24 protein-coding genes are annotated in these 23,596 nt (G+C 72.7%); 13 read left to right on the top strand and 11 right to left on the bottom strand.

What is annotated here, in order from left to right; genetic code table 11:
- Window positions 1–60 precede the first annotated feature (60 nt).
- The 3 genes from AWQ68_RS20020 to AWQ68_RS20010 all read right to left on the bottom strand — a co-directional run bounded on the left by AWQ68_RS20020 (window position 61) and on the right by AWQ68_RS20010 (window position 1,835).
- Window positions 61–558: a nucleoside deaminase gene (locus AWQ68_RS20020; RefSeq protein WP_066942405.1), complete on the bottom strand. Its 498-nt coding sequence runs from the start codon at window positions 556–558 to the stop codon at window positions 61–63.
- A gap of 118 nt (window positions 559–676) precedes the next feature.
- The gene (cynS, locus tag AWQ68_RS20015; RefSeq protein WP_066942404.1) at window positions 677–1,147 is read right to left on the bottom strand and encodes a cyanase; all 471 of its coding nucleotides are present in this window, start codon (window positions 1,145–1,147) and stop codon (window positions 677–679) included.
- 82 nt (window positions 1,148–1,229) lie between these two features.
- Window positions 1,230–1,835 (bottom strand): carbonic anhydrase, encoded by a 606-nt coding sequence (locus AWQ68_RS20010; RefSeq protein WP_066942403.1) that lies wholly within the window; start codon window positions 1,833–1,835, stop codon window positions 1,230–1,232.
- 123 nt (window positions 1,836–1,958) lie between these two features.
- On the opposite strand from AWQ68_RS20010, the gene cynR reads away from it, so the two are divergent.
- The gene (gene cynR / locus AWQ68_RS20005) at window positions 1,959–2,864 is read left to right on the top strand and encodes a transcriptional regulator CynR (RefSeq protein ID WP_066942402.1); all 906 of its coding nucleotides are present in this window, start codon (window positions 1,959–1,961) and stop codon (window positions 2,862–2,864) included.
- A gap of 150 nt (window positions 2,865–3,014) precedes the next feature.
- Window positions 3,015–4,289: an amidohydrolase family protein gene (locus tag AWQ68_RS20000; protein ID WP_084464204.1), complete on the top strand. Its 1,275-nt coding sequence runs from the start codon at window positions 3,015–3,017 to the stop codon at window positions 4,287–4,289.
- Window positions 4,290–4,397: 108 nt separating this feature from the next.
- Here the strand turns inward: AWQ68_RS20000 and AWQ68_RS19995 are convergent, their stop codons facing one another.
- Together AWQ68_RS19995 and AWQ68_RS19990 are read right to left on the bottom strand one after the other, a co-directional pair.
- Window positions 4,398–5,072, bottom strand: coding sequence for an ankyrin repeat domain-containing protein (locus AWQ68_RS19995; protein WP_084464203.1), 675 nt, complete (start codon window positions 5,070–5,072; stop codon window positions 4,398–4,400).
- Window positions 5,073–5,193: 121 nt separating this feature from the next.
- A complete protein-coding gene (locus AWQ68_RS19990) occupies window positions 5,194–5,736 on the bottom strand; it encodes a GlcG/HbpS family heme-binding protein (RefSeq protein WP_066942401.1) in 543 nt (180 codons plus the stop codon).
- A 198-nt stretch (window positions 5,737–5,934) separates the two neighbouring features.
- Here AWQ68_RS19990 and AWQ68_RS19985 point away from each other — a divergent pair, with 198 nt between their 5' ends.
- The 3 genes from AWQ68_RS19985 to AWQ68_RS19975 all read left to right on the top strand — a co-directional run bounded on the left by AWQ68_RS19985 (window position 5,935) and on the right by AWQ68_RS19975 (window position 9,184).
- Entirely contained in the window at window positions 5,935–7,137 is a 1,203-nt protein-coding gene (locus AWQ68_RS19985) for a sensor histidine kinase (RefSeq protein WP_066942400.1), read from the top strand.
- Complete coding sequence (locus AWQ68_RS19980; RefSeq protein WP_066942399.1) at window positions 7,134–7,757, top strand: response regulator; 624 nt, start codon at window positions 7,134–7,136, stop codon at window positions 7,755–7,757. The genes AWQ68_RS19985 and AWQ68_RS19980 overlap by 4 nt, the downstream gene beginning before the upstream one ends.
- 182 nt (window positions 7,758–7,939) lie before the next feature.
- Window positions 7,940–9,184 (top strand): amidohydrolase, encoded by a 1,245-nt coding sequence (locus AWQ68_RS19975; protein WP_066942398.1) that lies wholly within the window; start codon window positions 7,940–7,942, stop codon window positions 9,182–9,184.
- A 26-nt stretch (window positions 9,185–9,210) separates the two neighbouring features.
- On the opposite strand, the gene AWQ68_RS19970 is transcribed toward AWQ68_RS19975, so the two are convergent.
- Window positions 9,211–9,924 (bottom strand): GntR family transcriptional regulator, encoded by a 714-nt coding sequence (locus tag AWQ68_RS19970; RefSeq protein WP_066942397.1) that lies wholly within the window; start codon window positions 9,922–9,924, stop codon window positions 9,211–9,213.
- 124 nt (window positions 9,925–10,048) lie between these two features.
- On the bottom strand, window positions 10,049–10,987 hold the full coding sequence (locus AWQ68_RS19965) for a GlxA family transcriptional regulator (RefSeq protein ID WP_066942396.1): 939 nt from the start codon (window positions 10,985–10,987) through the stop codon (window positions 10,049–10,051).
- Window positions 10,988–11,317: 330 nt separating this feature from the next.
- On the opposite strand from AWQ68_RS19965, the gene AWQ68_RS19960 reads away from it, so the two are divergent.
- The 4 genes from AWQ68_RS19960 (at window position 11,318) to AWQ68_RS19945 (ending at window position 14,696) form a co-directional block, all read left to right on the top strand.
- On the top strand, window positions 11,318–11,629 hold the full coding sequence (locus tag AWQ68_RS19960) for an ArsR/SmtB family transcription factor (RefSeq protein ID WP_066942395.1): 312 nt from the start codon (window positions 11,318–11,320) through the stop codon (window positions 11,627–11,629).
- 129 nt (window positions 11,630–11,758) lie between these two features.
- A complete protein-coding gene (locus AWQ68_RS19955) occupies window positions 11,759–12,955 on the top strand; it encodes an MFS transporter (protein ID WP_218006939.1) in 1,197 nt (398 codons plus the stop codon).
- A 251-nt stretch (window positions 12,956–13,206) separates the two neighbouring features.
- Window positions 13,207–13,623 (top strand): VOC family protein, encoded by a 417-nt coding sequence (locus AWQ68_RS19950; RefSeq protein ID WP_066942393.1) that lies wholly within the window; start codon window positions 13,207–13,209, stop codon window positions 13,621–13,623.
- Between the two features lie 287 nt (window positions 13,624–13,910).
- Window positions 13,911–14,696 carry a helical backbone metal receptor gene (locus tag AWQ68_RS19945; protein WP_066942392.1) on the top strand — a complete coding sequence of 262 codons (786 nt, stop codon included), beginning with the start codon at window positions 13,911–13,913 and terminating at the stop codon, window positions 14,694–14,696.
- A 117-nt stretch (window positions 14,697–14,813) separates the two neighbouring features.
- On the opposite strand, the gene AWQ68_RS19940 is transcribed toward AWQ68_RS19945, so the two are convergent.
- Complete coding sequence (locus tag AWQ68_RS19940; RefSeq protein ID WP_245656004.1) at window positions 14,814–15,461, bottom strand: response regulator; 648 nt, start codon at window positions 15,459–15,461, stop codon at window positions 14,814–14,816.
- 4 nt (window positions 15,462–15,465) lie between these two features.
- Complete coding sequence (locus AWQ68_RS19935; RefSeq protein WP_169808954.1) at window positions 15,466–16,614, bottom strand: sensor histidine kinase; 1,149 nt, start codon at window positions 16,612–16,614, stop codon at window positions 15,466–15,468.
- A 161-nt stretch (window positions 16,615–16,775) separates the two neighbouring features.
- Between AWQ68_RS19935 and AWQ68_RS19930 the strand changes: the two genes are divergently transcribed.
- Together AWQ68_RS19930 and AWQ68_RS19925 are read left to right on the top strand one after the other, a co-directional pair.
- Entirely contained in the window at window positions 16,776–17,489 is a 714-nt protein-coding gene (locus AWQ68_RS19930) for an ATP-binding cassette domain-containing protein (protein WP_066942391.1), read from the top strand.
- Window positions 17,486–18,271, top strand: coding sequence for a hypothetical protein (locus AWQ68_RS19925; RefSeq protein WP_066942390.1), 786 nt, complete (start codon window positions 17,486–17,488; stop codon window positions 18,269–18,271). Before AWQ68_RS19930 ends, AWQ68_RS19925 begins: the two co-directional genes overlap by 4 nt.
- 63 nt (window positions 18,272–18,334) lie before the next feature.
- On the opposite strand, the gene AWQ68_RS19920 is transcribed toward AWQ68_RS19925, so the two are convergent.
- Entirely contained in the window at window positions 18,335–18,547 is a 213-nt protein-coding gene (locus AWQ68_RS19920) for a helix-turn-helix domain-containing protein (RefSeq protein ID WP_084464200.1), read from the bottom strand.
- A 215-nt stretch (window positions 18,548–18,762) separates the two neighbouring features.
- Window positions 18,763–19,200 carry a VOC family protein gene (locus AWQ68_RS19915; protein WP_066942388.1) on the bottom strand — a complete coding sequence of 146 codons (438 nt, stop codon included), beginning with the start codon at window positions 19,198–19,200 and terminating at the stop codon, window positions 18,763–18,765.
- A gap of 143 nt (window positions 19,201–19,343) precedes the next feature.
- Between AWQ68_RS19915 and AWQ68_RS19910 the strand changes: the two genes are divergently transcribed.
- Together AWQ68_RS19910 and AWQ68_RS19905 are read left to right on the top strand one after the other, a co-directional pair.
- Complete coding sequence (locus tag AWQ68_RS19910) at window positions 19,344–20,363, top strand: helix-turn-helix transcriptional regulator (RefSeq protein WP_066942387.1); 1,020 nt, start codon at window positions 19,344–19,346, stop codon at window positions 20,361–20,363.
- Window positions 20,364–20,786: 423 nt separating this feature from the next.
- Window positions 20,787–23,579 (top strand): SpoIIE family protein phosphatase, encoded by a 2,793-nt coding sequence (locus AWQ68_RS19905; protein ID WP_218006938.1) that lies wholly within the window; start codon window positions 20,787–20,789, stop codon window positions 23,577–23,579.
- Window positions 23,580–23,596 lie beyond the last annotated feature (17 nt).

Here is a 23,596-nt window from a genome sequence, read left to right as displayed (position 1 = left end):
GTCATCCGATGGCGGATTGCCGGCAGGTCGGATCGCCCGGCGCCGCCCCGGCGCCGACCGCTATGCGGTGGGAACGCCCGCCACGCGCCGCTCGCCGCCGTTGCGCTCCTGCCACAGGCGGTAGACGTCCACGGCGGCCTCGTGCGGCTCGTAGCGCATCGGCAGGCGCCGCTCGTCCCAGTCCTTGGCGAACTCCGCGTAGAAGGTCCCGAGTTCGAAGTACTTGCGGTCGTCCACGTAGTGGGGCTCGTAGGCGTCGCGCGTGGTGAGGAAGACGACCTTGTCCGGAGAGCAGTAGTACAGCGCTCCCAGGCACATCGGGCAGGGGTGGGCGAGGACGTAGACGGTCGTGCCGACCAGGTGCTCGGTGCCCAGCTTCGTACACGCCTCGCGGATGGCGAGGATCTCGGCGTGCGCGGTCGGGTCGGAGGTCTGGGCGACCTTGTTCGCGCTCTCGGCCAGGATCTCGCCGTCCTTGACGATGACGGTCGAGAACGGACGGCCGCCCTCGGTGACGTTGCTGCGGGCGAGGTCGATGGTGCGCTGTGCGAAGTCCATGGGACGTCCTCCATGTGGGAAACGGGGCCCGCCGACAGATGGCGGAAAACGAACGGTGGGGTGGGCCTGATGGATGTGAAGGAGACCCGCCCGGCCCGCCCCGGTCTCGGAGATCGGGTCAGAAGGGCTTGGTGGGCAGGTATTTGCCGTCGAGGGTGATGACGGCGCGCTCGCCGCCCTCGGGATCGGCGACCTTCTGCACGTCGAGCCTGAAGTTGATCGCGCTGATGATCCCGTCACCGAACTGCTCGTGGACGAGGGCCTTCAGGGTGGTGCCGTAGACCTGGAGCATCTCGTAGAAGCGGTAGATCGTCGGGTCGGTGGGGACGGCGCCGCCGATGGAGCCGCGGGTCGGGACGGTCTGCAGCAGCGTCACCGCGTCGTCGTCCAGGCCGAGCAGCCCGGCGACCGCCTTCGCCGCGTCCGCGGGCAGGGCGTGCTGGCCGAGCACGGCGGCGGTGACGAAGGCGACCGACAGGCCGGCGGCGTCGGCGATCTGCTGCCAGGTCAGATCCTTGTTCGTCTTGGCCTCGACGGCGACGGCGGCCAGAGCCTGACGGGCGCCGGGGTCCAACTGGGCGTGTGCCATGGGAGTGGTTCCTTCCGTGTACGGGTGGTGGGTGTCGATCCCGAGGCGCCGGACGGCGGCGGGACCTCATGCGTGGGGCGGGTCAGACCGCGAGAGCGGAGGGGCGGCCGGTGGCGTCCAGTTCCTCCACGGTCCCGGTGCCGATGTCGTAGATCCAGCCGTGCAGGGCGACCGTCTCGCCGGCCAGGGCCCGTGCCACCGAGGGGTGGGTGGCCAGGTTCGCCAGTTGCGCGAGCACGTTCTGGCGAACCAGAGCGGCCACCGTGCCCGCGCCGCCCTCCGCGGTGGTGCGCGCCCGGGAGGCGTCCGCGTGCCGCAGCCACCCGGCGACCGCCGGCAGCGCGGCGGGGTCGAGGCCGTCGGCCACGGCGGTCATCGCGCCGCAGCCGGAGTGCCCGCATACCACGATGTCCGAGACGTCCAGTACGGCGACGGCGTACTCGATGCCGGCGGCGACGCCGTCGGCGGAGCCGGGGGCGTAGGCGGGCACGAGGTTGCCGGCGGTACGGATGACGAACAGTTCGCCGGGCTCGCTCTGGGTGATCAGCTCGGGCACCACGCGGGCGTCCGAGCAACTGATGAACAGGGTCGCGGGTCGGTGGGTGGTCGCCAGGCGCGTGAACAGCTCCGTTTTGGCGGGGAAGACGTCCCGCCGGAAACGCGCGACCCCCTGTTCGAGGTCCTGCACGGTCCCTCCCTTCGGTTGGGGCAGGTCTCCTTGTCTGACGTCATCCACCATGCATGACGTGCATCGATAGTGTCCAAGACGAAACAGCCATGACCTCTATAGGTCGCGCCTATAGTTGGTGTCGTGGCCCCAGAACTGCGTCATCTGCGCTATCTGATCGCCGTGGCCGAGCACGGCAACTTCACCCGCGCCGCCGAGGATCTGCGGGTCTCGCAGCCCACCCTGTCTCAGCAGATCAAGCAGCTTGAGCGCGTCGTGGGGGTGCAACTGCTGGACCGGAGCGGCCGCAGCGTACGGCTCACCGACGCCGGCGAGGCGTACGTCCACTATGCCCGGCGCGCCCTGCGGGACCTGAGCGCGGCCGAACGCGCCGTCGTCGATGTGGCCGACCTCTCCCGCGGCAGCCTGCGGCTGGCGGTGACCCCGACGTTCACCGCCTATCTCGTCGGGCCGCTGATCGCGGAGATGCACGCCCGCCACCCCGGCATCACCCTGGACGTCAAGGACATGACGCAGGACCACATCGAATCGGGGTTGCTGGCCGACGAGCTCGATCTCGGGATCGCGTTCGACGGCCAGCACCTGCCCGGCGTCAGCGGCACGGCGCTGTTCACGGAGACGCTCAGTCTCGTGGTCGGCGCCGACCACTCCGACGGCGAGCAGGTCCGGCCGATGCCCGCCCATGATCTCGCCAAGCGCCGGCTCGCGCTCCTCAGCGGCGAGTTCGCCACCCGAGGGCACATCGACGCGTACTTCAGGCGGCAGCGCGTCAGCCCGCGCGTCGTGGTGGAGGCCAACTCCGTCCAGGCCCTGATCGAGATCGTCCAGCGCGGCTCCGTCGCCACCGTCCTCCCCGACGCAGTCACCCACGACCACCCGGCCCTGCGCCCGATCCCGCTCGCGCCGGCGCTGCCCACCCGCACCGTCACCCTGCTCCGGCGCGAAAACGCCTACCAGAGCGCCGCCGCCCGCGCCTTCGCCGCGGTTGTCGCCGACCACGTCCGCGCCCGGGGCTACGCCCCCGCCTGAGTGGAGGCGGCGGGAGATCCACATGCCGCGCGTCCGGGTGGTGACCGGTCGTCCCGGGGACCGGCTAGCCTGGATTTTGGTATACCAGTAACAGGCGTTCGCGATCCCGCACGCCCGAATCGCCCACCCTCACGCCCCGGGAGAGCCCCTATGCAGAGCAGCCGTTCTCGCCCTTCGGTGCTGGCCGACGTCACGCTCCCGGACGGCCGGCGTGCCGACGTGTTCCTCCGCGACGGCCTCATCGCGTCCATCCACGAACGCGCCTCGGATGGCGGGGCGCCCATCGAGGGCGTCCGGGCGGCCGGAGATGTCGGCGACGGTCGTGTGGACCTAGGCGGCGCGCTGCTGCTCCCCGCCTTCGTGGATGGCCACTCCCACCTGGACAAGACGTTCCTCGGAGCGCCCTGGCAGCCGCACATCCCCGGCGGCACGATCCGCGAGCGGGTCGAGGCGGAGCTGCGGATCCGGCGGGGGCTCGCCGTCCCGGTCGCCGAGCGCGCCCTGCGGCTGGCCCATCGCATGGTGGGGCACGGCACCGGTCACATCCGGTCCCACGTCGACGTCGATCCCGAGGCCGGCCTGGCGAACCTGCACGCGGTGCTCGAGGTACGCGAACGCGTCCGCGACCTGATGACCGTACAGATCGTCGCGTTTCCGCAGAGCGGGGTGACCACCGCGCCCGGCGTGCCCGATCTGCTGGACGCGGCGCTGCGCGACGGCGCCGACCTCGTCGGCGGCCTCGACCCGCACGGCTTCGACGGCGACGTGGACGGGCAGCTCGACGTCGTCTTCGGGCTCGCCGAGCGGCACGGCGTCGGCGTCGACATCCACCTGCATGATCCGGGGGAGATCGGGGCCGGGCAGCTGCGGGACATCGCCGCCCGCACCGCCGCGCTCGGCCTGGGTGGCCGCGTGACGGTGAGCCACGCCTACTGCCTGGGCGAGGTCGCCGACGCCACGCTCGCCCGTACGGCCTCGGCGCTCGCGGCCGCGGGCGTGTCCATCCTCACCAACGGCCCCGCCGGGTCGATGCCGCCGGTGCTGCGACTGCGCGAGGCGGGCGTCCGGGTCTTCGCCGGGTCCGACAACATCCGCGACGCGTGGTGGCCGTACGGCACGGGCGACATGCTGGAGCGGGCGACGATCATCGGCCTGCGCGGCGATCTGATGACCGACGACGAACTGCGCGTCGCGGCCTCGCTCGTCACCACGGAGGCCGCCGCCGCTCTGGGCCTGGACCGCTATGGGCTGGAGCCGGGCAGCCGCGCCGACCTCGTCGCCGTCGCGGCGGCGAGCGTCGCCGAGGCGGTGGCCGCGCACCCCCGGCGCCTGATGGTGATGCACGCCGGGCGGGTCGTGGCGACCGACGGCTGCCCGGTGGCGGGCCTGCCCGCCCCCGAGCCCGGCGTCCAACAGGCCTGGTAGCCCGCGATGCTCTCGCCGACCGGCGGGCGCGGCCGCACGGCGCCTTCCCCTGAACGGGTTCGCGGTGCCCGCGCGCCGAGCATCAAGGCCGCGGCCGCCGGCGGCGGGTCAGTGTGCCCCGGCGGCGCGGAGCAGGCCGGCCACCGCGGTCTGCCCCTTGGCGACGGCGTGGCCGAGCGGGGTGACGCCGTCGCGGTCGGCGAGGTCGACGTCGGCGCCCGCGGCGACGAGCAGCCGGACGATCTCCTGGTAGGGCGGGCCGCCGTCGCCGAGGATGACGGCCTCGAGCAGGCCGGTCCAGCCGAGGTCGTTGACGTGGTTGACGTCGATGCCGGTCTTCAGCACCTCGCGGACGTAGTCCACGTGCCCGCGCTCGCAGGCGGGGATGAGGGAGACGCCTCCGTAGCGGTTGCGTACGGTCAGGTCGGGGTCGGCGGGCAGGAGGGCGTTCAGCATCGCGACGCTTCCGGTGACGCCGGTGACCAGCCAGGGCGTGTCGAGCCGGGAGTCCCGCGCGTTCGGGTCCGCGCCGGCCGCGACCAGCACGTCGGCGACCTCGACGTGGTCGGCCGCCGCGGCGAGCAGCAGGGCGGTACGGCCCAGCCCATCGCGGGCCTCGACGTCGGCCCCGGACGCGAGCGCGTCCCGGACGCCCGCGGCGTCACCGCGCCCGGCGCGCGCCAGCAGTTCCTCGTTGAGCACACTCTCTCCTCTCACCGTGCGGCCGCCACAGGCCGCGAGCAGCAGGCCGAGCCCGGAGACCAGGATCGCCCGGCGCTTCATCCACATCGTTCTTCCGCGCTCCCACCATCGGACGCGGCGCCGGACGACCCGTGTCGTCCGGCGCCTCAACGGTGTCATGCGTGACCGTTCTCCCACTCGCCGACCGTTCGCGGCGGGCTTCTCAGCGGAGCCGGCCGGCGACGGCCTTGAGGCCCGCCTGGGCGATGGCCTCGTCGATGTCGCCGCTCGGCGCTCCGCCGACGCCGATGCCCGTGATGGGGGCGCCGCCGGAGGCGACGGGCACGCCGCCGCCGAGGAAGAGGGTGCCCGGGATGTCGGCGATGGTCGGGCCCCCGCCGGTCACGCCCTTGCCCAGCTCGCTGGTCGTCCTGCCGAAGGAGACCGCGGTGAAGGCCTTGCGCCGGGCCGACTCCTCCGTCTGCGGGCCCGCGCCGTCGCCCTTCAGCACGAGCCGGGTCGCGCCGGATCGGTCGACGATCACCACCGTGACGCGCTGCTTCTGCTTGACGGCCTCCTTCATCGCGGCGTCGGCGATCGTCAGCGCGGCGTCGGCGGAGAGCCAACCGGTCTGCACGACGGCCTGCGCGGCGCGACCGTTCTCCGCGGGGGCGGCCTGGGCGGGTGCGGCGCCGATGGCGCCGGCCATGACGGCGAACCCCGCGAGAGAGCCGGCGATCAGGCGGGTGCGGAGGGAACCAGTCATCGTTTCTCCAGTTCAGCGTGGTGAGGTCGGGTGCACTCAAGGCTTCCAGGGGTGTCGCCGCAGGGCATCGCGAGCATGGGCGATTCCCTGGCGCCGGTCGGCTGAGACGGCGGTCAACCGATCGGTTGACGCGCCGCCGCAGCGGCGGGGCGGATCCTCGGTGGCGGAAAGTGTCGGAGCGAACCGATAGGGAGTGCGATGAGGGAGCGTGGCTGGCTGAACCGGGCGATGCACGCGGGGTTCTACCTGCTGCTCGCCGCCTCCGCCCTGCGGCTGGTGTCCCGGCACGACATGGGACCGCGTACGGTCGCCTCGCTGGCCGTCGCCGGCCTGCTCGCTCTGGCCTACGCGCTCGGCGTCGCCCTCTGGAGCCGCCTCGGGCGGAGGCGTCTCGTCTGGCTGGGAGGAGTGGCGGCGGTCTGGCTCGCGCTCGTGGTGCTCGCGCCGTCGTTCAGCTGGTGCGCGGTTCCGCTGCTCTTCCTGTGTCTGCGGTCGCTGAACGCACGCGGCTTCGCGGTGGCCGCCGCCGCCCTGACGCTGGTCGTGATCGCGGCCCAGCTCGCGATCGCCCGGGAGGTGGATCTCAGCCTGGTCCTCGCGCCGATCGGCATCGCCGCCATGACAGCGGTGATCTTCTGGGAGCTCCAGCGCGAGAGCGCCGCCCGGCAGCTCCTCATCGACGACCTGATCAGCACCCGGGGGACGCTGGCCGACTCCCGGCACCGCACCGGCGTCCTGGAGGAGCGCGAGCGGCTGGCCAGGGAGATCCACGACACCCTCGCGCAAGGGCTGACCAGCATGGGCATCCTCCTCCAGGCCGCCGACCGGGTGTGGGCGTCCGATCCCGAGCTGGCCCGCGCCCACATACGGCGGGCGGCCGCGGCCGCCGCGGAGAACCTCGACGAGGCCCGGCGGTTCGTCCGCGACCTCCAGCCCCCGGGCCTGGTGGACGTCTCACTGCCCGAGGCGCTCGCCCGGCTCTGCGCGAGCGCCGGCGACGCCGCCGGGTCGCGGGTCCGCTTCCGCCAGGAAGGCGGGCCGTACGCGCTGGAGCCGGACGTGCAGGCGGCGCTGCTCCGGGTGGCGCAAGGGGCGCTGGCCAACGTCCGCGACCACTCACGCGCCGGCACGGCAACGGTGACCCTGTCCTACCTCGACGGCGAGGTCACGCTGGACGTCTTCGACGACGGCGTCGGCTTCGCCGCGCCGACCCCCGCGCCGGGCCGGGGATACGGGCTGCGGGCGATGCGCGACAGGCTGGCGGAGGTGAACGGCGTCCTGGTCGTCGAAAGCGTCCCCGGCGAGGGGACGGCGGTCGCGGCCACAGTCCCCACCGAGCGCCGGCACAGCGGACGAACAGGCGTCGCGGACGGTGCGACGGGTCGGATGGAGACGCGATGAGGCTGTTTCTGGTGGACGACCACCCGGTGGTCCGGGCGGGGCTGGTGGCGCTGCTCGGCGGCGAGGACGACATCGAGATCGTCGGCGAGGCCGCCGACGGAGGCGAGGCGCTGCGCGGCATCGCGGCGCGGAAGCCGGACGTCGTCCTCATGGACCTGCAACTCGGCGACGGCGTCGACGGCGTGGAGGTCACCCGGCGGATCCGGGAGCTGCCCTCGCCGCCGCGGGTCCTGGTGCTGACGACGTACGAGAGCGACGCGGACATCATGCGGGCCGTCGACGCCGGTGCCACCGGCTATCTGCTCAAGGCGTGCCCGCCCGAGGAGCTGTTCCAGGGCATCAGGGCCGCGGCCAGGGGCGAGACGGTGCTGTCCGCCAAGGTGGCGACCCGGATGATCGAGCGGATGCGCGACCCGGGCTCGGCGCTGAGCGCCCGTGAGGTCGAAATCCTGGAGCTGCTGGCCGGCGGCGCGGGCAACCGGGAGATCGCCCGGCGGCTCTTCATCACCGAGGCGACGGTCAAGACCCATCTGGTGCACATCTACGGGAAGCTCGGCGTGGACACGCGTACCGCCGCCGTCACGGCCGCGGTCGAGCGGCGTCTGATCCGGCTCCTCTGATCCGGCGTCCCGCCACTGTGGCGTCCCCCGACCGGCCCCCTTCCGTGTGGGGCACGCCAGCCGCGATGGAGTTCAGGACGCGCGGGCGCGTCGAGTCGACCGGTCCGGCGACGCTTCCGGCCGGGCCCGGACGGCCGGGGGATACGATACTGGTATACCAAAAACCTTCGAGGGAGATCGCGATGACGAACCACGCCGCCGATGCCGACACCCGTACCGTCGCCGGTGCTTCCGCCACCGTCTTCCGCGACGTACGCCCCTTCGGCGGGCCCGCCGTCGATCTGGTCGCCGTGGACGGTGTGCTGGCGGACGCCGTCCCGGACGGTGCCGTGGTCGAGTACGTCGACGGGGGCGGGCGGCTGGCCCTGCCCACGCTCGTGGACGCGCACATCCATCCCGACAAGACGGCCTGGGGCGAGCCCTGGCACAGCCGCCGGCCGGCCCGCGGCATCGCCGAGTACGTGACCGGGGATGTGGAGCTGTACCGCGACCTGCCCACTCCGGTGGCCGAGCGCGCGCGGCGGCTGATGGCGCACGCCGCCGCGCAGGGCACGCGCGCGATGCGCGCCCACGCCGACGTGGCGCCCGCGTACGGGCTGGACGGGGTCGCCGGCGTGGCCGAGGCGCGTGAGAAGCTGCGCGGCGTCCTCGACGTGCAACTCGTGGCGTTCCCGCAGCACGGGGTGGAGCGGACGCCCGGCGCCGCCGAACTGCTGGAGGAGGCGGCCGCAGCCGGCCTGATCGACGCGGTGGGCGGGATCGACCCCGCGGGCTTCGACCGCGTGTCAGGCGGCGGCGCGTCCGGGGAGAACCGGCAGCTCGACGTCGTCTTCGGGATCGCCGAGCGGTACGGGCTGGCGGTCGACATCCACCTGCACGACGTCGGGGAGCGAGGGCTCGGCCCGCTGCGCGAGATCGCCGCGCGGACCGAGGCACTCGGCCTGCGGGGGAAGGTCACGGTGAGCCACGCCTTCGCGGTCGCCGCCCTCTCCGGAGAGGAGCTGGACGCGACGGCCGACCTGCTGGCCTCGGCGGACATCGCGCTGACCACGGTCGCGCCGTCGGCGAGGACCGTGCTGCCCTTCCGGCGGCTGGCCGAGCGCGGCGTGCGGGTCGGTCTCGGCTCGGACGGCGTACGCGACAACTGGAGCCCGTACGGCAACGCGGACATGCTCCACCGCGCCTGGCTGCTGGGCTGGACCGTCGGCGTGCGCCTCGACGAGGAGCTGGAGGCGTGCTTCCGGCTGGCGGCGGACGGCGGCGCCGAGTTGCTCGGGCTGCCGAAGGCGGATCTGCGGCCGGGGGCGCCCGCCGACTTCATGCTGGTCGAGGGCGAGTGCCTGCCGCAGGTCGTGATCGACCTGCCGCGCCGCGACGTGGTGGTCCGGGCGGGACGTGTCGTGGCCCGCGACGGCCGGCTCGTCTGAGTACCCCCGAAGGGAGGCGTCCTCGGTCAGGGTTTGGGGCCGCGCCGCCGGGTTCGGGTGGCCGTGATCGGGTTGAAGCGCGGATCGCTCCATTCCTCGGCCATGCGCATCGACAGCTCGCGACCCGCGGCGGCGTGCGCGCGGGCGAGCGTGCCGGCTTTCTCCGCGTCGCGCGCGGCGATCGCCTCGTAGAGCTGGGCGTGCTCGGCGCACTGCCGGCCGGGGTCGCGCACGGACGTCAGGCGGAAGAGCCAGCGCAGCTTGGTGGCGAGCGGATCCATGATCGACTGGAGGAGCGCGTTGCCGGAGGCGTTGACGACCTCGGTGTGGAACGTGGCGTTGGCGAGGGCCAGGCCGCGCTCGTCCCCGCGCTCCCGTGCGTCCTCCGCCGCCTGGAGGGGTTCGCGCAGGCGGGACAGGATGGTCTCGTCGGCACGTTCGGCGGCGCGGCGGGCGGCCAGTTCTTCGAGGTATTCGCGGATGTCGAACAGGTCGGAGACGTCGGCCGGGGTGAAGGGGCTGACCAGCGCCCCCTGGCGGGGGACGAGGATGACGAGCCCATCGTCGTGCAGCCGCCGCAGCGCCTCGCGCAGCGGGATGCGTGAGATGCCGAGCTCGGCGGCCACATCGCGTTCGACGATCCGACGGCCGGGGTGCCACACGCCCTCGACGATCCGCTCGCGTATGGCCTCGTAGGCGAGGTCGCGCAAGGAGCCGGGAGCGGGCGTGGGCTGGTTCATCTCCCGGCCGATTGTGCCCGCGCCGAAGGTATACCGCAAGGTGGTGGCATACCTGCCGGGCCGTCGGCGAGCCCGAGACGGGGGCTGCCGGACGTGCCGGTTCCGGTGTACGGCCGCGGCCGGCTCAGCGGAACGCGCGCCGGTAGCTGTGGGGGCTGACGCCGGTGACGCGCTTGAAGCGGTCGCGGAACGCCGTGGGGGAGCCGAAGCCGACCTGGGCGCCGATGCGCTCGACGGTGTGGTCGGTGGTCTCCAGCAGGTGCTGGGCCTGGCGGATGCGGGCGCGGTGCAGCCACTGAAGCGGGGTCGTGCCGGTCTGCTCGCGGAAGCGGCGCATCAGCGTGCGGGGGCTCATGCCGGCGTGGGCGGCGATGTCGTCCACGGTCAGCTCGCGGGCCAGGGAGGACTGCAGCCAGGTGAGCAGGGGTTCGAGTGTGGCCCCTCGGGGCGTCGCGGGGAGCGGCTGGACGATGAACTGGGCCTGCCCGCCTTCCCGCTCCAACGGCATGACGGACAGGCGGGCGGCGTCGGCGGCCACCGCGGAGCCGTAGTCGCGGCGGATCAGGTGCAGGCACAGGTCCAGCCCGGCGGCGGCGCCCGCGGAGGTGAGGATCTGCCCGTTGTCGACGTAGAGGACGTCCGGGTCCACCTCGATGTCCGGGTACGCGGCGGCCAGCAGGCCGGCCCCGGCCCAGTGGGTGGTGGCGCGCAGGCCGCTGAGCAGCCCGGTGGCCGCCAGCGGGAATGTGCCCGTGCAGATGGAGGCGATCCGGGTGCCCTCGGCGGCGGCGGTCTTGAGGGCGTCGTGGACGGCCGGCGACAGCGGGGCCGTCGGGTTCGCGACGCCGGGGACGATGATCGTGTCGGCGCCCTCCAGCCCGTCCAGCCTCCAGGGCGCTCGCAGGGTGAAGGCGCCGGCGTCCACCTCGGGGTCCTCGGCGCAGACGCGCACCTGGTAGCCGGGACGGCCGTCGGGCAACCGCGTACGGGTGAAGACCTCGATCGGTGTGGACAGATCGAAGGGGATCACCTGGGGGAGGGCGAGGACGGCCACGGTGTGCATGGCGGAACCTTACGCGCCCGCGTATATCCCGCCAAGGCCGTGGACCTGCAGCTATGTGAGACATTCCCCGGCTGAGCCGTGTGGCGTGATCTCGTTGACAGGTGTCGAAAACGCCGCCCGGACAGCGTCTCCCGACGGCCGCCCCGGGCGATCCGCGGCCCACCGAGCGGGGGTACACCCGGAGGAAATCTGAGTGCGGTGGCCGCTCAACCACGGGCCCGACCGACCTTCCCCGAGGCGTCAGGGAGGGCCCGCTGGTTTGACACTCCACTACAAATCGAGAAAAGTAGATGTGATGTCCGACCTGGTGCCGACCGGAAGGGGGACGTCGTGGATCCGCTGACCGTGCACAAGGCACTGGCCAACCCCGCGCGCCTGCAGTTCCTGCGCTGGCTGAAGACGCCCGCGGAGTACTTCGACGAGAGCGCCTACCTGCGGCAGGGGCTGGGATTCCACATCGGGGTCTGCGTCGGCGACATCCAGGCCCGGTCCGGCCTCTCCCAGTCCGTGGTCTCCGGCTACCTGCAGACGCTCAAGGACGCCGGACTGCTGGAGTCCGAGCGGATCGGCAAGTGGACGTACTACCGGCGCAACGAGCAGACCATCGCCGCCTACGCCGCGTACGTCCGCGACGAGCTCTGACCTCGGGACGCCCCTCGATCCGGGTGGTGCCTCCTGCCTGATTGCGGCGGTGCGGCGCACCCTTTCATATCTAGAAAAAGCGATACGTAGATCAATGGTGGCCGCGGCCGCTCCGCACGAAAGCTGATCATGAGAAGAAGTTCCCTGTCCCTCCTGACGCTCGCCCTGGGCGTGTTCGGCATCATCACGACCGAGATGGGCATCGTCGGAGTGCTCCCCCAGGTCGCGGCCCGGCTGGACGTCAGCACGTCCACGGCGGGGCTGCTCGTCGGCTCCTTCGCGTTCGTCGTCGCCGCCCTCGGCCCCTTCATGACACTCGCGGCCTCCCGCATCGACCGCAGGACCGTACTGGCGGCGACCATGGCCGTCTTCGCCGTCTCGAACGCCGTCTACGCGCTGACCGCGTACTTCGAGGTGATGCTCGCCTTCCGCGTCATCCCCGCGCTCGTCCACCCGGTCTTCTTCTCGGTCGCCCTGGCGGCGGCCGTCCGGCTGGCCCCGGCCTCGGACCCGGCCCGCGCCGCCGCGCGGGTCTTCGCCGGAGTCACCGTCGGCTTCGCCTTCGGCGTCCCCGTGACGTCCTACCTGGCCGGGCATGTCACTCTCCAGGCCGCGTTCTGGTTCGGCGCGGCCGTCAACCTGGCCGCGTGCATCGGCATCCTGTGCTTCCTTCCCGCGATGCCCGCCGACGAGCGGCTCTCCTACCGTGCCCAGCTGGGTGTGCTGCGCAGCCCAGGGATGTGGTGGTCGCTCCTGTCCGTCGTCTGCGTGTTCGCGGCGATGTTCTCGGTGTACGGCTACTTCGCCGAATACCTGGGTGCCGTCACGGCGATGAACGAGTCGTGGGTCAGCGCGATGCTGCTGGTGTTCGGCATCGTGATGATCTTCGGCAACTTCGCCTTCGCGGCGCTGCTGCGGTCCGGCGTCGTCCGCACCGTGCTCGCCTATCCCGTCCTGTGCCTCGCCGTCTTCGCCCTGGTGTTCGCCCTCGGCCCGCGGTTCGCCCCGATGATCGTGGTTGTCCCGCTCTGGGCGGCCATCCACTCCGGAGGCCTCATCGTGTGCCAGATCTGGCTGGGCCGCGACGCGCGCGACGCCCCCGAGTTCGGCAACGCCCTGTTCGTCTCGTTCTCCAACCTGGGCATCACCGTGGGTACCGCGGTCGGCGGCTGGACCCTGGCCTCCTTCGGTGCCCGCCTCCTTCCCTGGACCGGCGCCGCGTTCGCCCTCGCCGCCGTGGTGGCCGTCCTCGCGCGCCTGGCGTTGGCCAAGCGCGCCCAGGAGCGCATCGGGCCCGAGATCGGGGAACCGGCACCGGCACGGTGACGAACCGGCGCTGGTGCCGCGGCCGCTCGTCGGCGGTGGAGGGCCTCGTCGTCCGGGCTCGAACGCGACTTCGACTGGTTTGCCGGGGAGCACCCACGGGCCTCGCGCCGGCACCGCGGACCGGAAACCTCCGTCGAATGCGGGGTTGGTCACGGACCGTGCGACGCGTGCCGGATTTTGTCGGTCCTCTGCGGCAGGATGCCGCATCAGGGGCCTACCGGCCGCCCCGTCCCTGATCAGGAGAGGCGACGATGGACACGACCGGACCGCAGAAGATCACAACGTTCCTCATGTTCCACGGGGACGCCGAAGAGGCGATGACGTTCTACACGTCACTGTTCGACGACTCCCGGATTCTCAGCGTCGATCGCTACGGCGCCGGCGAGTCCGGAGCCGAGGGCACCGTGCGGCACGCGGCCTTCTCCCTCGCCGGTCAGCGCCTCGCCTGCATCGACAGCTCGGTGAAGCACGACTTCACCTTCACCCCGGCGATCTCGCTCTACGTCCGGTGCGGGACGGAAGCGGAGATCGACCGCCTCTATGCGGCGCTCTCGGAGAAGGGGGCGGAGTTGATGCCCCTGGGCGACTACGGCTTCAGCGCCAAGTACGGCTGGGTGGTCGACCGGTTCGGGGTGGCCTGGCAACTGGACCTCGTGCCCGAGTCGTGACGGGCCATCCCCGCCCGGTTCCCGGGGGTGTCAGCGCATGCGGCAGATCTTCTCGCGCAGGACGATCAGGCCACGGCCCGGCGTGAGCCGGAACTTCCACGTGCCGCCGCGGTTCGTGGATCCGGGCAGCCCTCGACCACAACGAGAAGGAGACCGCGGGTGAGTGACGCCGGGGGAGACCCCGGTTCGATGACCGCCCGCCGCCGTGAGCGTCGCCGCCGCGCCCGATGGTCGCCTCAGGAAGGGGCTTCACGCGGGGGCGAGGCGGGCTTCTACGATTACCTGGCATGACGGATAACGAGGTGGCATTCGACGATCTCGGCCGGGCCGTCCCCGTCCCCACGCGGGTACGGCGGGTGGTCTCCCTTGTCCCTTCGCTGACCGAGGCCGTCGCGGCCACCCGGCAGGAGGTGCTCGTCGGGGCCACCGACTGGTGCAGCCATCCCGCAGACCTCGACGTCACGAGGGTCCGGGGGACCAAGAACCCCGACCTCGCCACGATCACGTCGCTTCGCCCGGACATCGTGCTGGCCAACTTCGAGGAGAACCGGGACGTCGACCTCGAGGCGCTGCGCGGCGCGGGCGTCCCTGTCTGGACGACCGCGATCCGCACCGTGGACGAGGCGCTGACCTCGCTGGAGCGCATGCTCACCCTGGCGTGCCGGCTTCCCCGCCCCGCCTGGCTGGAGGAGGCGGCCCGGGCATGGGCCGCACCGGCGCCGACCCTCCGGCGGCGTGCCGTCATCCCCGTGTGGCGGCGTCCCTGGATGGTCGTCGGCCGCGACACCTTCACCGGAGACGTGCTGGACCGGCTGGGGATCGACAACGTCTTCGCCTCGCACCCCGAGCGGTATCCGAAGATCCCCCTCGCCGACATCATGGCCGCGCGGCCCGAGCTGGCCGTCCTGCCTGACGAGCCGTACCGCTTCACCGCGGGCGACGGGCCGGAGAGCTTTCCCGGCGTCGACGCGGCCCTGGTCAGCGGCCGCCATCTCACCTGGTACGGCCCCTCGATGGCCGACGCGCGCCGCGTCCTCACGGAGCAGTTGGGGCTTCCGCTCGCCGACGCCTGATCGCGCGCGTGTCACCTGATCCGGCGGCCGCGTCCCCTGCGAGGCGCGCGTCCCGGCCGGGCTCGGCGGAAGCGGCCCGGGAGAAGGCTCCGCCTCGGCGCGGGCCGGAAGCCGGCATCAGAGAAGGCCGGCGTCGCGCACCTTCATCGCGACGCGGACGCGGTTGTCGGTGCCCAGCTTGGCGAAGATCCGCGTGATGTTGGCCTTCACGGTGGCGACGCTCATGTAGAGACGCTCGGCGATCTCCGCGTTCGAGCTGCCCCGCGCCACTTCGACGGCGACCTCACGTTCGCGTTCGGTGAGGCCGGCCAGCTCCCGGCGTGCGTCCGAACGGTCCGGCTCCTGCCGGCCGGTGGCCGCGTCGATCACCTGGTTCATGACGCTCGGGGATAGCACCGGCTCACCGTTCGCCGCCGCCCGCACCGCCTCGATCATCTTCGGCGGAGGAGTGTCCTTCAGCAGGAAGCCGCAGGCGCCGAGCCGCAGGGCGCGGAGCACCATGTCGTCGGCGTCGAAGGTGGTGAGCACGAGGACCCGGGGCGGGTCCGGCTCGGCCATCAGCGATTCGGTGGTGGCCAGACCGTCCTGGACCGGCATCCTGATGTCCATCACCACCACGTCCGGCCGCACGTCGCGGATCAGCGTCATCGCCTGCCGCCCGTCCCCGGCCTCGCCGACGATCTCCAGGTCGGGATCCCCGCCGAAGATGAGGCGCAGCCCGGTGCGCACCATCGGATCGTCGTCCACGATCATCAGTCGGATCACGGCGTCATACCTCCCACGGCAGCCGTACGTCGAGCACGAAGCGCCCGTCCCGGACGGCATGGCTGATGGTGCCTCCGGCCATCCGGGCCCGTTCCGCCAGCCCGACCAGGCCCAACCTGCTTCCGGGGCCGGCTGACGTCCCCGGTGGCACCGGATTGCTGACCCGGATGTGCAGGCCACGCCCCGGCCGCCCGTGCAGCCGGGCCGTGACCGGGCTGCCCGGTGCGTGCTTGCGCGCGTTGGTCAGGGCCTCCTGCACGATCCGGTACGCGTGCCGGGTGGTGGGGCCCGGAAGCAGATCGGCGTCGCGTATGCCGTCGTCCACCTCGACGTGCTGCCCGGCGGCGCGTACCTCGTCGAACAGGTCGCCCACCCGGGCCAGGGTCGGCTGCGGCGCCTCCACGGGGCTGTCACGCCGGAGCGCGCCGAGCACGGAACGCAGCTCGTTCAACGACTGGTGCGCGTTCTCCTGGATCGCCAGCGCGATCTTGCGGGTCTCCTCGGGACCGAGGTCCGTCCGGTACGCGAGGCCGCCCGCGAGCATCGACAGCAGCGAGACGCGGTGGGCCAGGACGTCGTGCATCTCCTGCGCGATCTTCGCCCGTTCCGCGAGCCTGGCCTGTTCGATCCGGTGGAGCTGCTCGCGCTCCGCCGCCAGCGCCGCCGCGCGCTGCGACGCGGCGAGATCGCGCCGTCCGCGCAGGTACAGGCCGAAGATCGTCAGCCCGCCGAGGAGCGCTGTCCCGGTCGCCACGGAGACGACGGCCGCCTGGCCGATGCCGTGCCAGACGGCATGCCCCGCCAGGCACAGCCAGGAGACGGCGGCGGCCAGGACGATCTGGCGCGGGCGGCGGTGCGTGCACAGGGACACGTACGCGACCTGGGCCGGGCCGGTCGCCGTGGTCGAGAACACGGTGAGCAGGGCGGTCGCCAGCGCGACCGGCAGGGGCCGGTGCCGCCGCCAGCGCATCAGGACCAGCCCGAGCACGCCCATCGCCACATCGATCGCGGCCGGCAGGAGCCGGTCGGGCTCCCGGAGGACGAGCCAGACCAGGACGACGCCGTAGAACAGCATCGGGACCACGGCGCAGAGATAGCGCAGCGCGACATCCGTCCGGTCCAAGGGTGGCTGGTCGTCCGTACGGTCGTGCACGCGCCACAGCCTACGTAGCCCGGCGGCCGGCGCGTCAGCGACCATGGTCGACATCACCATGGCCTCAGGTCGAGATCGGCGCGGCGGAACCGGCCTCGAGGACGGAGCGGACTCGCCCCGGGGCCGATGACGGGTGACGGCCCCTCCGCTGGACTGGACGGGTGATCGAGTTCAACCATGTCAGCAAGCTCTACAAAGGGGTGAAGGCGCTCGACGACGTGTCCTTCACCGTCGGGGCGGGCAGCGTCACCGCGTTCCTCGGCCCCAACGGCGCCGGAAAGTCGACGGCGCTGCGCATCCTGGTCGGGCTGTCCCTCGCGACATCGGGGGCGGCCACCGTGTTCGGCCGCGCGTACGCCGAGCTGGACGGCCCGGCCCACCGGGTGGGCACGATGTTCGACCCGAACGCGTACCACCCGGGACGCACCGGACGGGAGACCCTCACTCTGGGCGCGATGACGCTCGGCCTGCCCAGGCGGCGGGTCGACGAGGTCCTCGACCTGGTCGGGTTGACGCACCGGGAGAGCCGGCGCGCCGTCAAGGGCTACTCCCTGGGCATGCGGCAACGGCTCGGCGTCGCGCACGCCCTCCTCGGGCGGCCCGGCGTACTGGTCCTGGACGAGCCCGGCAACGGACTGGACCCCCAGGGCATGCGATGGATGCGCGGGCTGCTCCGCGGCCTCGCCGACTCCGGATGCGCGGTGCTCCTCAGCTCCCATCTGCTGCACGAGGTCGAGGAGGTCGCCGACCGCGTCGTGGTCGTCGGCCACGGCCGGGTGCTCGCCCAGGGCACGATGGACGAGCTGAACCGGGGCCGGAACCTGGAACAGACCTTCTTCGACCTGACCGCCGGCGCCGACCGGAGCACGGCATGAGCGATCACGTGGTCCCTGTCACCGAAGACGGCGGCGCACCGGTCCCGATGGGGGAGCCGACGCCGTTCCGACGCCTCGTGGCCGTGGAGGCGCGCAAGCTCGTCGACACCCGCAGCGGCCTGATCCTCACCGCCGTCCTGGTCGGCCTGACGGTGGCGTCGGTCGTGGCGCGCGGCGTCGTCGTCGGCCCCCGCGCGCTCACCGCGCTGGGCACGGCGGGCATCGCGCTCGGCACGCTGCTCCCGGTGCTCGGCATCCTCACGGTGACCGCCGAGTGGAGCCATCGCACCGCCCTGACCACGTTCGCCCTGGAACCCCGGCGGGTGCGTGTGCTGGCGGCCAAGTGCCTGCCGCCGCTGATCGCCGCGGTGGCCGCGTCGCTGCTCGCGCTGCTGGCGGCGGTGCTCGTCACGGCCGTCGTCGCCGAGGTCCGGCATGTCCCGGCGACCTGGGACGTCTCCCCGCTCGTCCTGCTGGGCTGGACCGGGGTGAACGTCCTCGTGGTCGCGGAAGGGCTCGCCCTGGGCATGCTGCTCATGAACGCCCCGGCCGCGATCGTCGTCTGCCTGGCCGGCCCGCTCATGTGGGGGGTCGTCGCGAGGCTCGGCGCCGCCGGGGAGGCTGTGGCCGGGTGGCTCGATCTGAACACCACCGCGGCACCCCTGGCGTCCGCGGAGATGACGGGCGGTGACCTCGCCCGGCTGGTCGTGTCCGTGGCCTTCTGGATCGCCGCGCCGATGGCGGCGGGTCTCGCGCGCGCCGTCCGCAGAGAGGTGACCTGAGCACGGAGCTCGCCGGACGGACGCTCCTCGACCCGCTGCTGATCGCCGAGGCACGTCGCCGGGTCAGAGGTCGAGCTGGCCCCGAGGGCCGTGGAGGAACTCCAGCCCGAGCGGTGTGAGCCGGTGACAGACCCGGTTGCCGCGGCGCTCGCTGGACACGAGCCCGGCGTCGCGCAGCAGCGAGGCGTGCTCGCTGGCCGAGGCGGGGGAGATGTCGAGGACGCGGGCGATCTCGCCCGTCGTGCGCACCCTTCCCTCCAGTGTCCGCAGGACCATGGCGCGGGTGCGCCCGAACAGGCGGTGGGGGCCTGCCGGGCCGCTGTCTTTCGGTTCCCCTCGCCGTCGGCCGGGACGGCGGCGGCCCTCGCGCGATCTCCGCGCGGGAGCCGCCGCCTCATGCGTCGCGGCGGTGACCGTTGGTTCCGCGTACTCGTGACCGGGGAATCCCGGTCCGTGCCGCGCTGATGCCGGCCACCCCGTCGCGTGGCTGATCAGTCGAGGCAGAACTCGTTGCCCTCGGGGTCGGCCATCACGATGTGCCCGGCGCCGAGCGGGGGAGCCGGCTCGTGGCGCCGGAGCCGGGTGGCGCCGTGGGAGACGAGCCGTTCGGCCTCCGCCTCCAGGGCCGCCATCCGCGCGTCGCCCACGAGCCCGGGGGCGGCTCGCACATCGAGGTGCACACGGTTCTTGGCCTGCTTGTGCTCCGGCACCCGCTGGAAGAACAGCCGCGGCCCGGAGCCCTCGGGGTCGACCACCGCTGAGGCGTCGTTGCGCCTCTCAGGCGGCACGCCCATCGCCTCCATGGCCTGCTCCCACGACTCGAAGCCCTGGGGCGGGTCCTGCAGCCGGTAGCCGAGGGCCTCGGCCCAGAACGCCGCCAATCCGGCCGGGTCGGCGCAGTCAAAAGTGATCTGGACGTCGCGCGCCATCTCAGCTCGCCTCCCGACGGCTCTGGTGGTGGGTGTGCAAGTGGAGGTCGCGGAGCCGGGGGCTCCGGGTCTGGTCGATCATGGTGCCACCCTCGCACATATAGCGGACAGGATCGTTCCGTGATCTGTGGAACGATGAGCACGTGACTGTCGAGGCGACCACCGAGCGGGTGTTGCGGTTGCTGGGGCTGCTGCAGCGCCGGCCGTCCTGGACCGCAGCGGAGCTTGCCGCCGAGCTGGGGGTCACCGACCGCTCGGTGCGCCGCGACGTGGAGCGGCTGCGCTCGCTCGGCTACCCCGTGCACGCGACGGCGGGCGTCGGCGGCGGCTATCAGCTCGGCGCGGGCACCCGGCTTCCCCCGCTGCTCTTCGACGACGACGAGGCGATCGCGACGGCGGTGTCCCTGCGGCTGGCGGCGGGGGGCACGGTCACCGGGGCGGGCGAGGCGGCACTGCGGGCGCTCGCGAAGCTCGACCAGGTGATGCCGCCCCGGCTGCGCGCCGAGGTGCGGGCGGTGTACGGCGCCACCGAGACCCTCGTCGGCCCCGGGATCGAGATCGACGCGGAGCTGCTGATGACGCTCGCGCGGGCCTGTCGCGACGCCGTGCGGGTCCGGTTCCGGTACGCCGGCCGCGTCGGCGGGGAGCGCGAGCGCACGGTCGAGCCGGTGCGGATGGTCACCACCGGCCGCCGCTGGTACCTGATGGCCCGGGACGTCGACCGCGACGACTGGCGCACCTTCCGGCTGGACCGGATGCGCGATGTGGTGGCGACGACCTGGCGCTTCCGGACGAGTGAGCATCCGGACCCGGTCGCCTACGTGCAGCGGTCCGTGACCGAGGCGGCGTACCGGTATCTCGCCCGGGTGCGGGTGCACGCCGACCCCGAACGGGTGCGGGAGCTGGTGCCGCCTCAGGTGGGGCGCGTCGAGGACGATCGCGACGGGTGGTGCGTGCTCGTCGTCGGCGGAGAGGACCTGGACTGGCTCGCTCTGCACGTGGCCCGGCTGGGCTTCGAGGCGGAGGTGCTGGACCCTCCGGAGCTGCGGGAGGCCGTCGCCCGGCTCGCCCACCGCCTCACGGCGATGGCCGGGATCGGTGACGGACCCGGTCTCGGCAGCGACCGGCACCGCCGGGTGGTGTGGTGGCCATGGGAATCCTGACCCCACGACCGGACCTGTCGTCAGCGGCACCCCACGTCGGCCGCGACCTTGTTCAGAACGGTGCCGCGAGCAGTGCCACCGTCCCCAGCGTGACGGCGGTCCACAGGGCTTTGGTACGTCGGGTGCCGCGGTCCATGTCTCCCCATTGATCGTTTTGCGTAGAAACGTGAACCCAGCAAGCGCGGGGCCTGTCGCCGGTACTGGCCACCCGTGACGAGCGCTCCTTGGTACGGACGCGAATTCGGTCCTCCGGCCGCCGCTCCGGTACGGCTGCGCGGATTTTGCTCAATCCGATGAAATCAAGAGCGGGAATCTCCCCTGATTTTGCGGAGAGTTAATAGGCTTCACTATTGCACTGAATCGGGTAAATGCTGCCATACCTGCATGGAATGCCGTAATTTGCCGCCATTGGGGGGAGTGGTCGTGGTGACGGTCGAGTGGAGCGACAACGACGCTCTCGCCGACGCCCGTGAACGTCTCCTCGCAGGCAGGCCGGTCGGCGCGGGTGTGCGGGCATCGGTGCTGACCTCGTGGCACCGCTGTCAATTCCTGGGTATTCCGGCCGATCGCATCGAGGTTCCGTACCACCGGGATCTGGATCTGGAAAGCGATCTCGTCCGCGCCGCCACCCCCGTGCTCGATCGGCTGAACTCCGGGTTCGGCGACATGCGGATGAGCGTTTTCGTCTGTGACGAGCAGGCACGGATAGTCGGGCGGCGCGTGGACGATCCGTCGTTGTGCAAGATGCTCGATGCGCGGGGGATCGCCCCGGGATTTACGTACGCCGAGGAGTTCGCCGGCACCAACGGCATCGGCACCGCGCTGGTCGAGCGGGGGCCCGCCCTCGTCCACGGACGCGAGCACTTCGTCGAGGCCCTGCAGGTGTTCACCTGCGCGGGCGTCCCCATCCGCGACCCTCTGAGCGGACAGAGCCGCGGTCTGCTGGACCTGACCTGCCTGCGTGAGGACGCCGACCCCTCGATGGTGGCCCTCGTCCGCGAGGGGGCCCGCGACATCGAGCGGCGCCTGCTGGCGCAGACCGCGGAGCGCGAGCGGGCACTGCTCCAGACGTTCGTCCAGGCCCGCCTCGCGGCGGGCGGCGCCCCGGAGGCCGCCCTTCTCCTGCCGGACGCGGGCGAGCTCGCCGGCCCGGGAGCACTCGGTAGCGACCCGCTCGACCGGACCGACCGGCTCATTTTGGAGGAGAAGGCCGCGGAGCTGATCTCCTCGGGACGCGCGGCCGTCGTCGAGGTGGCGCTCCCGCACGGCCGGGTGGCCACGCTCCTGAGCCGGCCGGTGACGGGCTCCTCAGGGGAGACCGGCATCGCCGTCGAGGCGGTCCTGCCCGGCGGCGCGCTGCGCCGTCTCGCCACCGCTCGCTCCGCCGTGCCGTACGAACGGGTCGCGAACGCGGTCGTCCTGCCGCCGCCGCGCGCGACCGTCCCCTTTGCCCGGACCGCCGTCGCCGAGCCGCCCAGTGTCACGGACGAGTGCCTGATCGCGGTGGGTGAGCCGGGAGTCGGCCGGCTCGCCCTGCTGGCGCGGCAGCGTCTGGAACTGCTCACCGAAGCCGGCGTCCGCATCGGCACCACGCTCGACGTGACCCGGACCGCCGAGGAACTGACCGAGGTCGCGATCCCGAGGCTCGCGGACTTCGTCGCCGTCGATCTGCCGGACGTCGTGCTGGTGGGGGAGGAGCCGGCCGACGTGAACGGGGCGGCGATGCGCCGGGTGGCGCTCGGCGCCGTCGACGCGGACTCGCAGCTGTACCCGGCGGGCCATCTGGTCACGTTCGTCCAGGCGACGCCGCAGGCACGGTGCCTGGCGACCGGGCAGTCGGTGCTCTCAGCGCTGCCGACCCCCGCGTCCGAGTGGATGCCGGAGGATCCCGGGCGCGCCCAGCGGGTCCGCGCGTCGGGGATCCACTGCGCCATCGCCGTCCCCCTGCTCGCCCGGGGCGTCATCCTGGGCGTGGCGACCTTCTTTCGGCTGGAGCACCGGGGCCCCTTCGAGGACGACGACCTGTCCCTCGCCGAGGAGCTGGCCGGCCGGGCCGCCGTGTGCATCGACAACGCCCGCCGGTTCACCCTCGAACGCTCGACGGCCCTGACCCTGCAGCGCAGCCTGCTCCCGCACGGCCTGCCCGAGCAGAACGCCGTCGAGGCCGCGCACCGCTACCTGCCCGCGCAGGCCGGCGTGGGCGGGGACTGGTTCGACATCATCCCGCTCTCGGGCGCCCGCGTGGCGCTGGTCGTCGGCGACGTCGTCGGCCACGGCCTGCTCGCCTGCGCCACGATGGGCCGTCTGCGCACCGCCGTCCAGAACTTCTCCGACCTCGACCTGCCCGTGGACGAGGTGCTCGCCCACCTCGACGACCTCGTCGGCCGTCTCGACCTGGACGAGGACCCGGACGGCGCGGGCGGAGCCGGGATCATCGGCGCCACCTGCCTGTACGCGGTCTACGACCCGGTCTCGCAACGCTGCACCATGGCGCGCGCCGGCCACCCCGCGCCGGCGCTGGTCCTCCCCGACGGCACCGTCGAGCTTCCCGAGGTGCCCGCGGGCCCGCCCCTCGGGCTGGGCTGCGTGCCGTTCGAGACCGTCGACATCGCGATACCCGAGGGCAGCCAGCTCATCCTCTACACCGACGGGCTCATCGAGCACCGCGACCGCGACATCGACGACGCGCTCGACCGGTTGCGACGCGTTCTCACCCACCCCCTCCGCTCGCCGGACGAGACCTGCGACGCGCTGCTCGGAGCGCTCCTCCCCACCCAGCCGAGCGACGACGTCGCCCTGCTTGTCGCCCGTACCCGTGCGCTGAACGCCGACCGGGTCGCCCAGTGGGACGTGCCCGTCGATCCGGCGGCCGTCTCGGGCATACGTACGGAGGTCACCCGGCAACTGGCCGACTGGGACCTGGAGGAGCTGGCGTTCTCCACGGAGCTGGTGATCAGCGAGCTGGTCACCAACGCCATTCGGTACGCGGGCGCCCCCATTCAGGTGCGGCTCCTGCGCGACCGCGCGCTGATCTGCGAGGTCTCCGACGGCAGCAGCACCTCACCGCGCCTGCGGCGCTCCGCCACCACGGACGAAGGGGGACGCGGCCTGTTCCTCGTCGCCCAGCTCGCCCAGCGCTGGGGCACCCGGCACACCGCCGGCGGCAAGGTCATCTGGACCGAACAGTCCCTTCCCGCCGTCGCTCCGGCGAAGTGACCCCGCGGCTCGGCACG

It is taken from the genome of Microtetraspora fusca (genome assembly GCF_001570365.1).
Classification (GTDB): domain Bacteria; phylum Actinomycetota; class Actinomycetes; order Streptosporangiales; family Streptosporangiaceae; genus Microtetraspora; species Microtetraspora fusca.
Note: the sequence above shows the minus strand (reverse complement) of the source record. Positions and strands in the feature narration are given on the sequence as shown.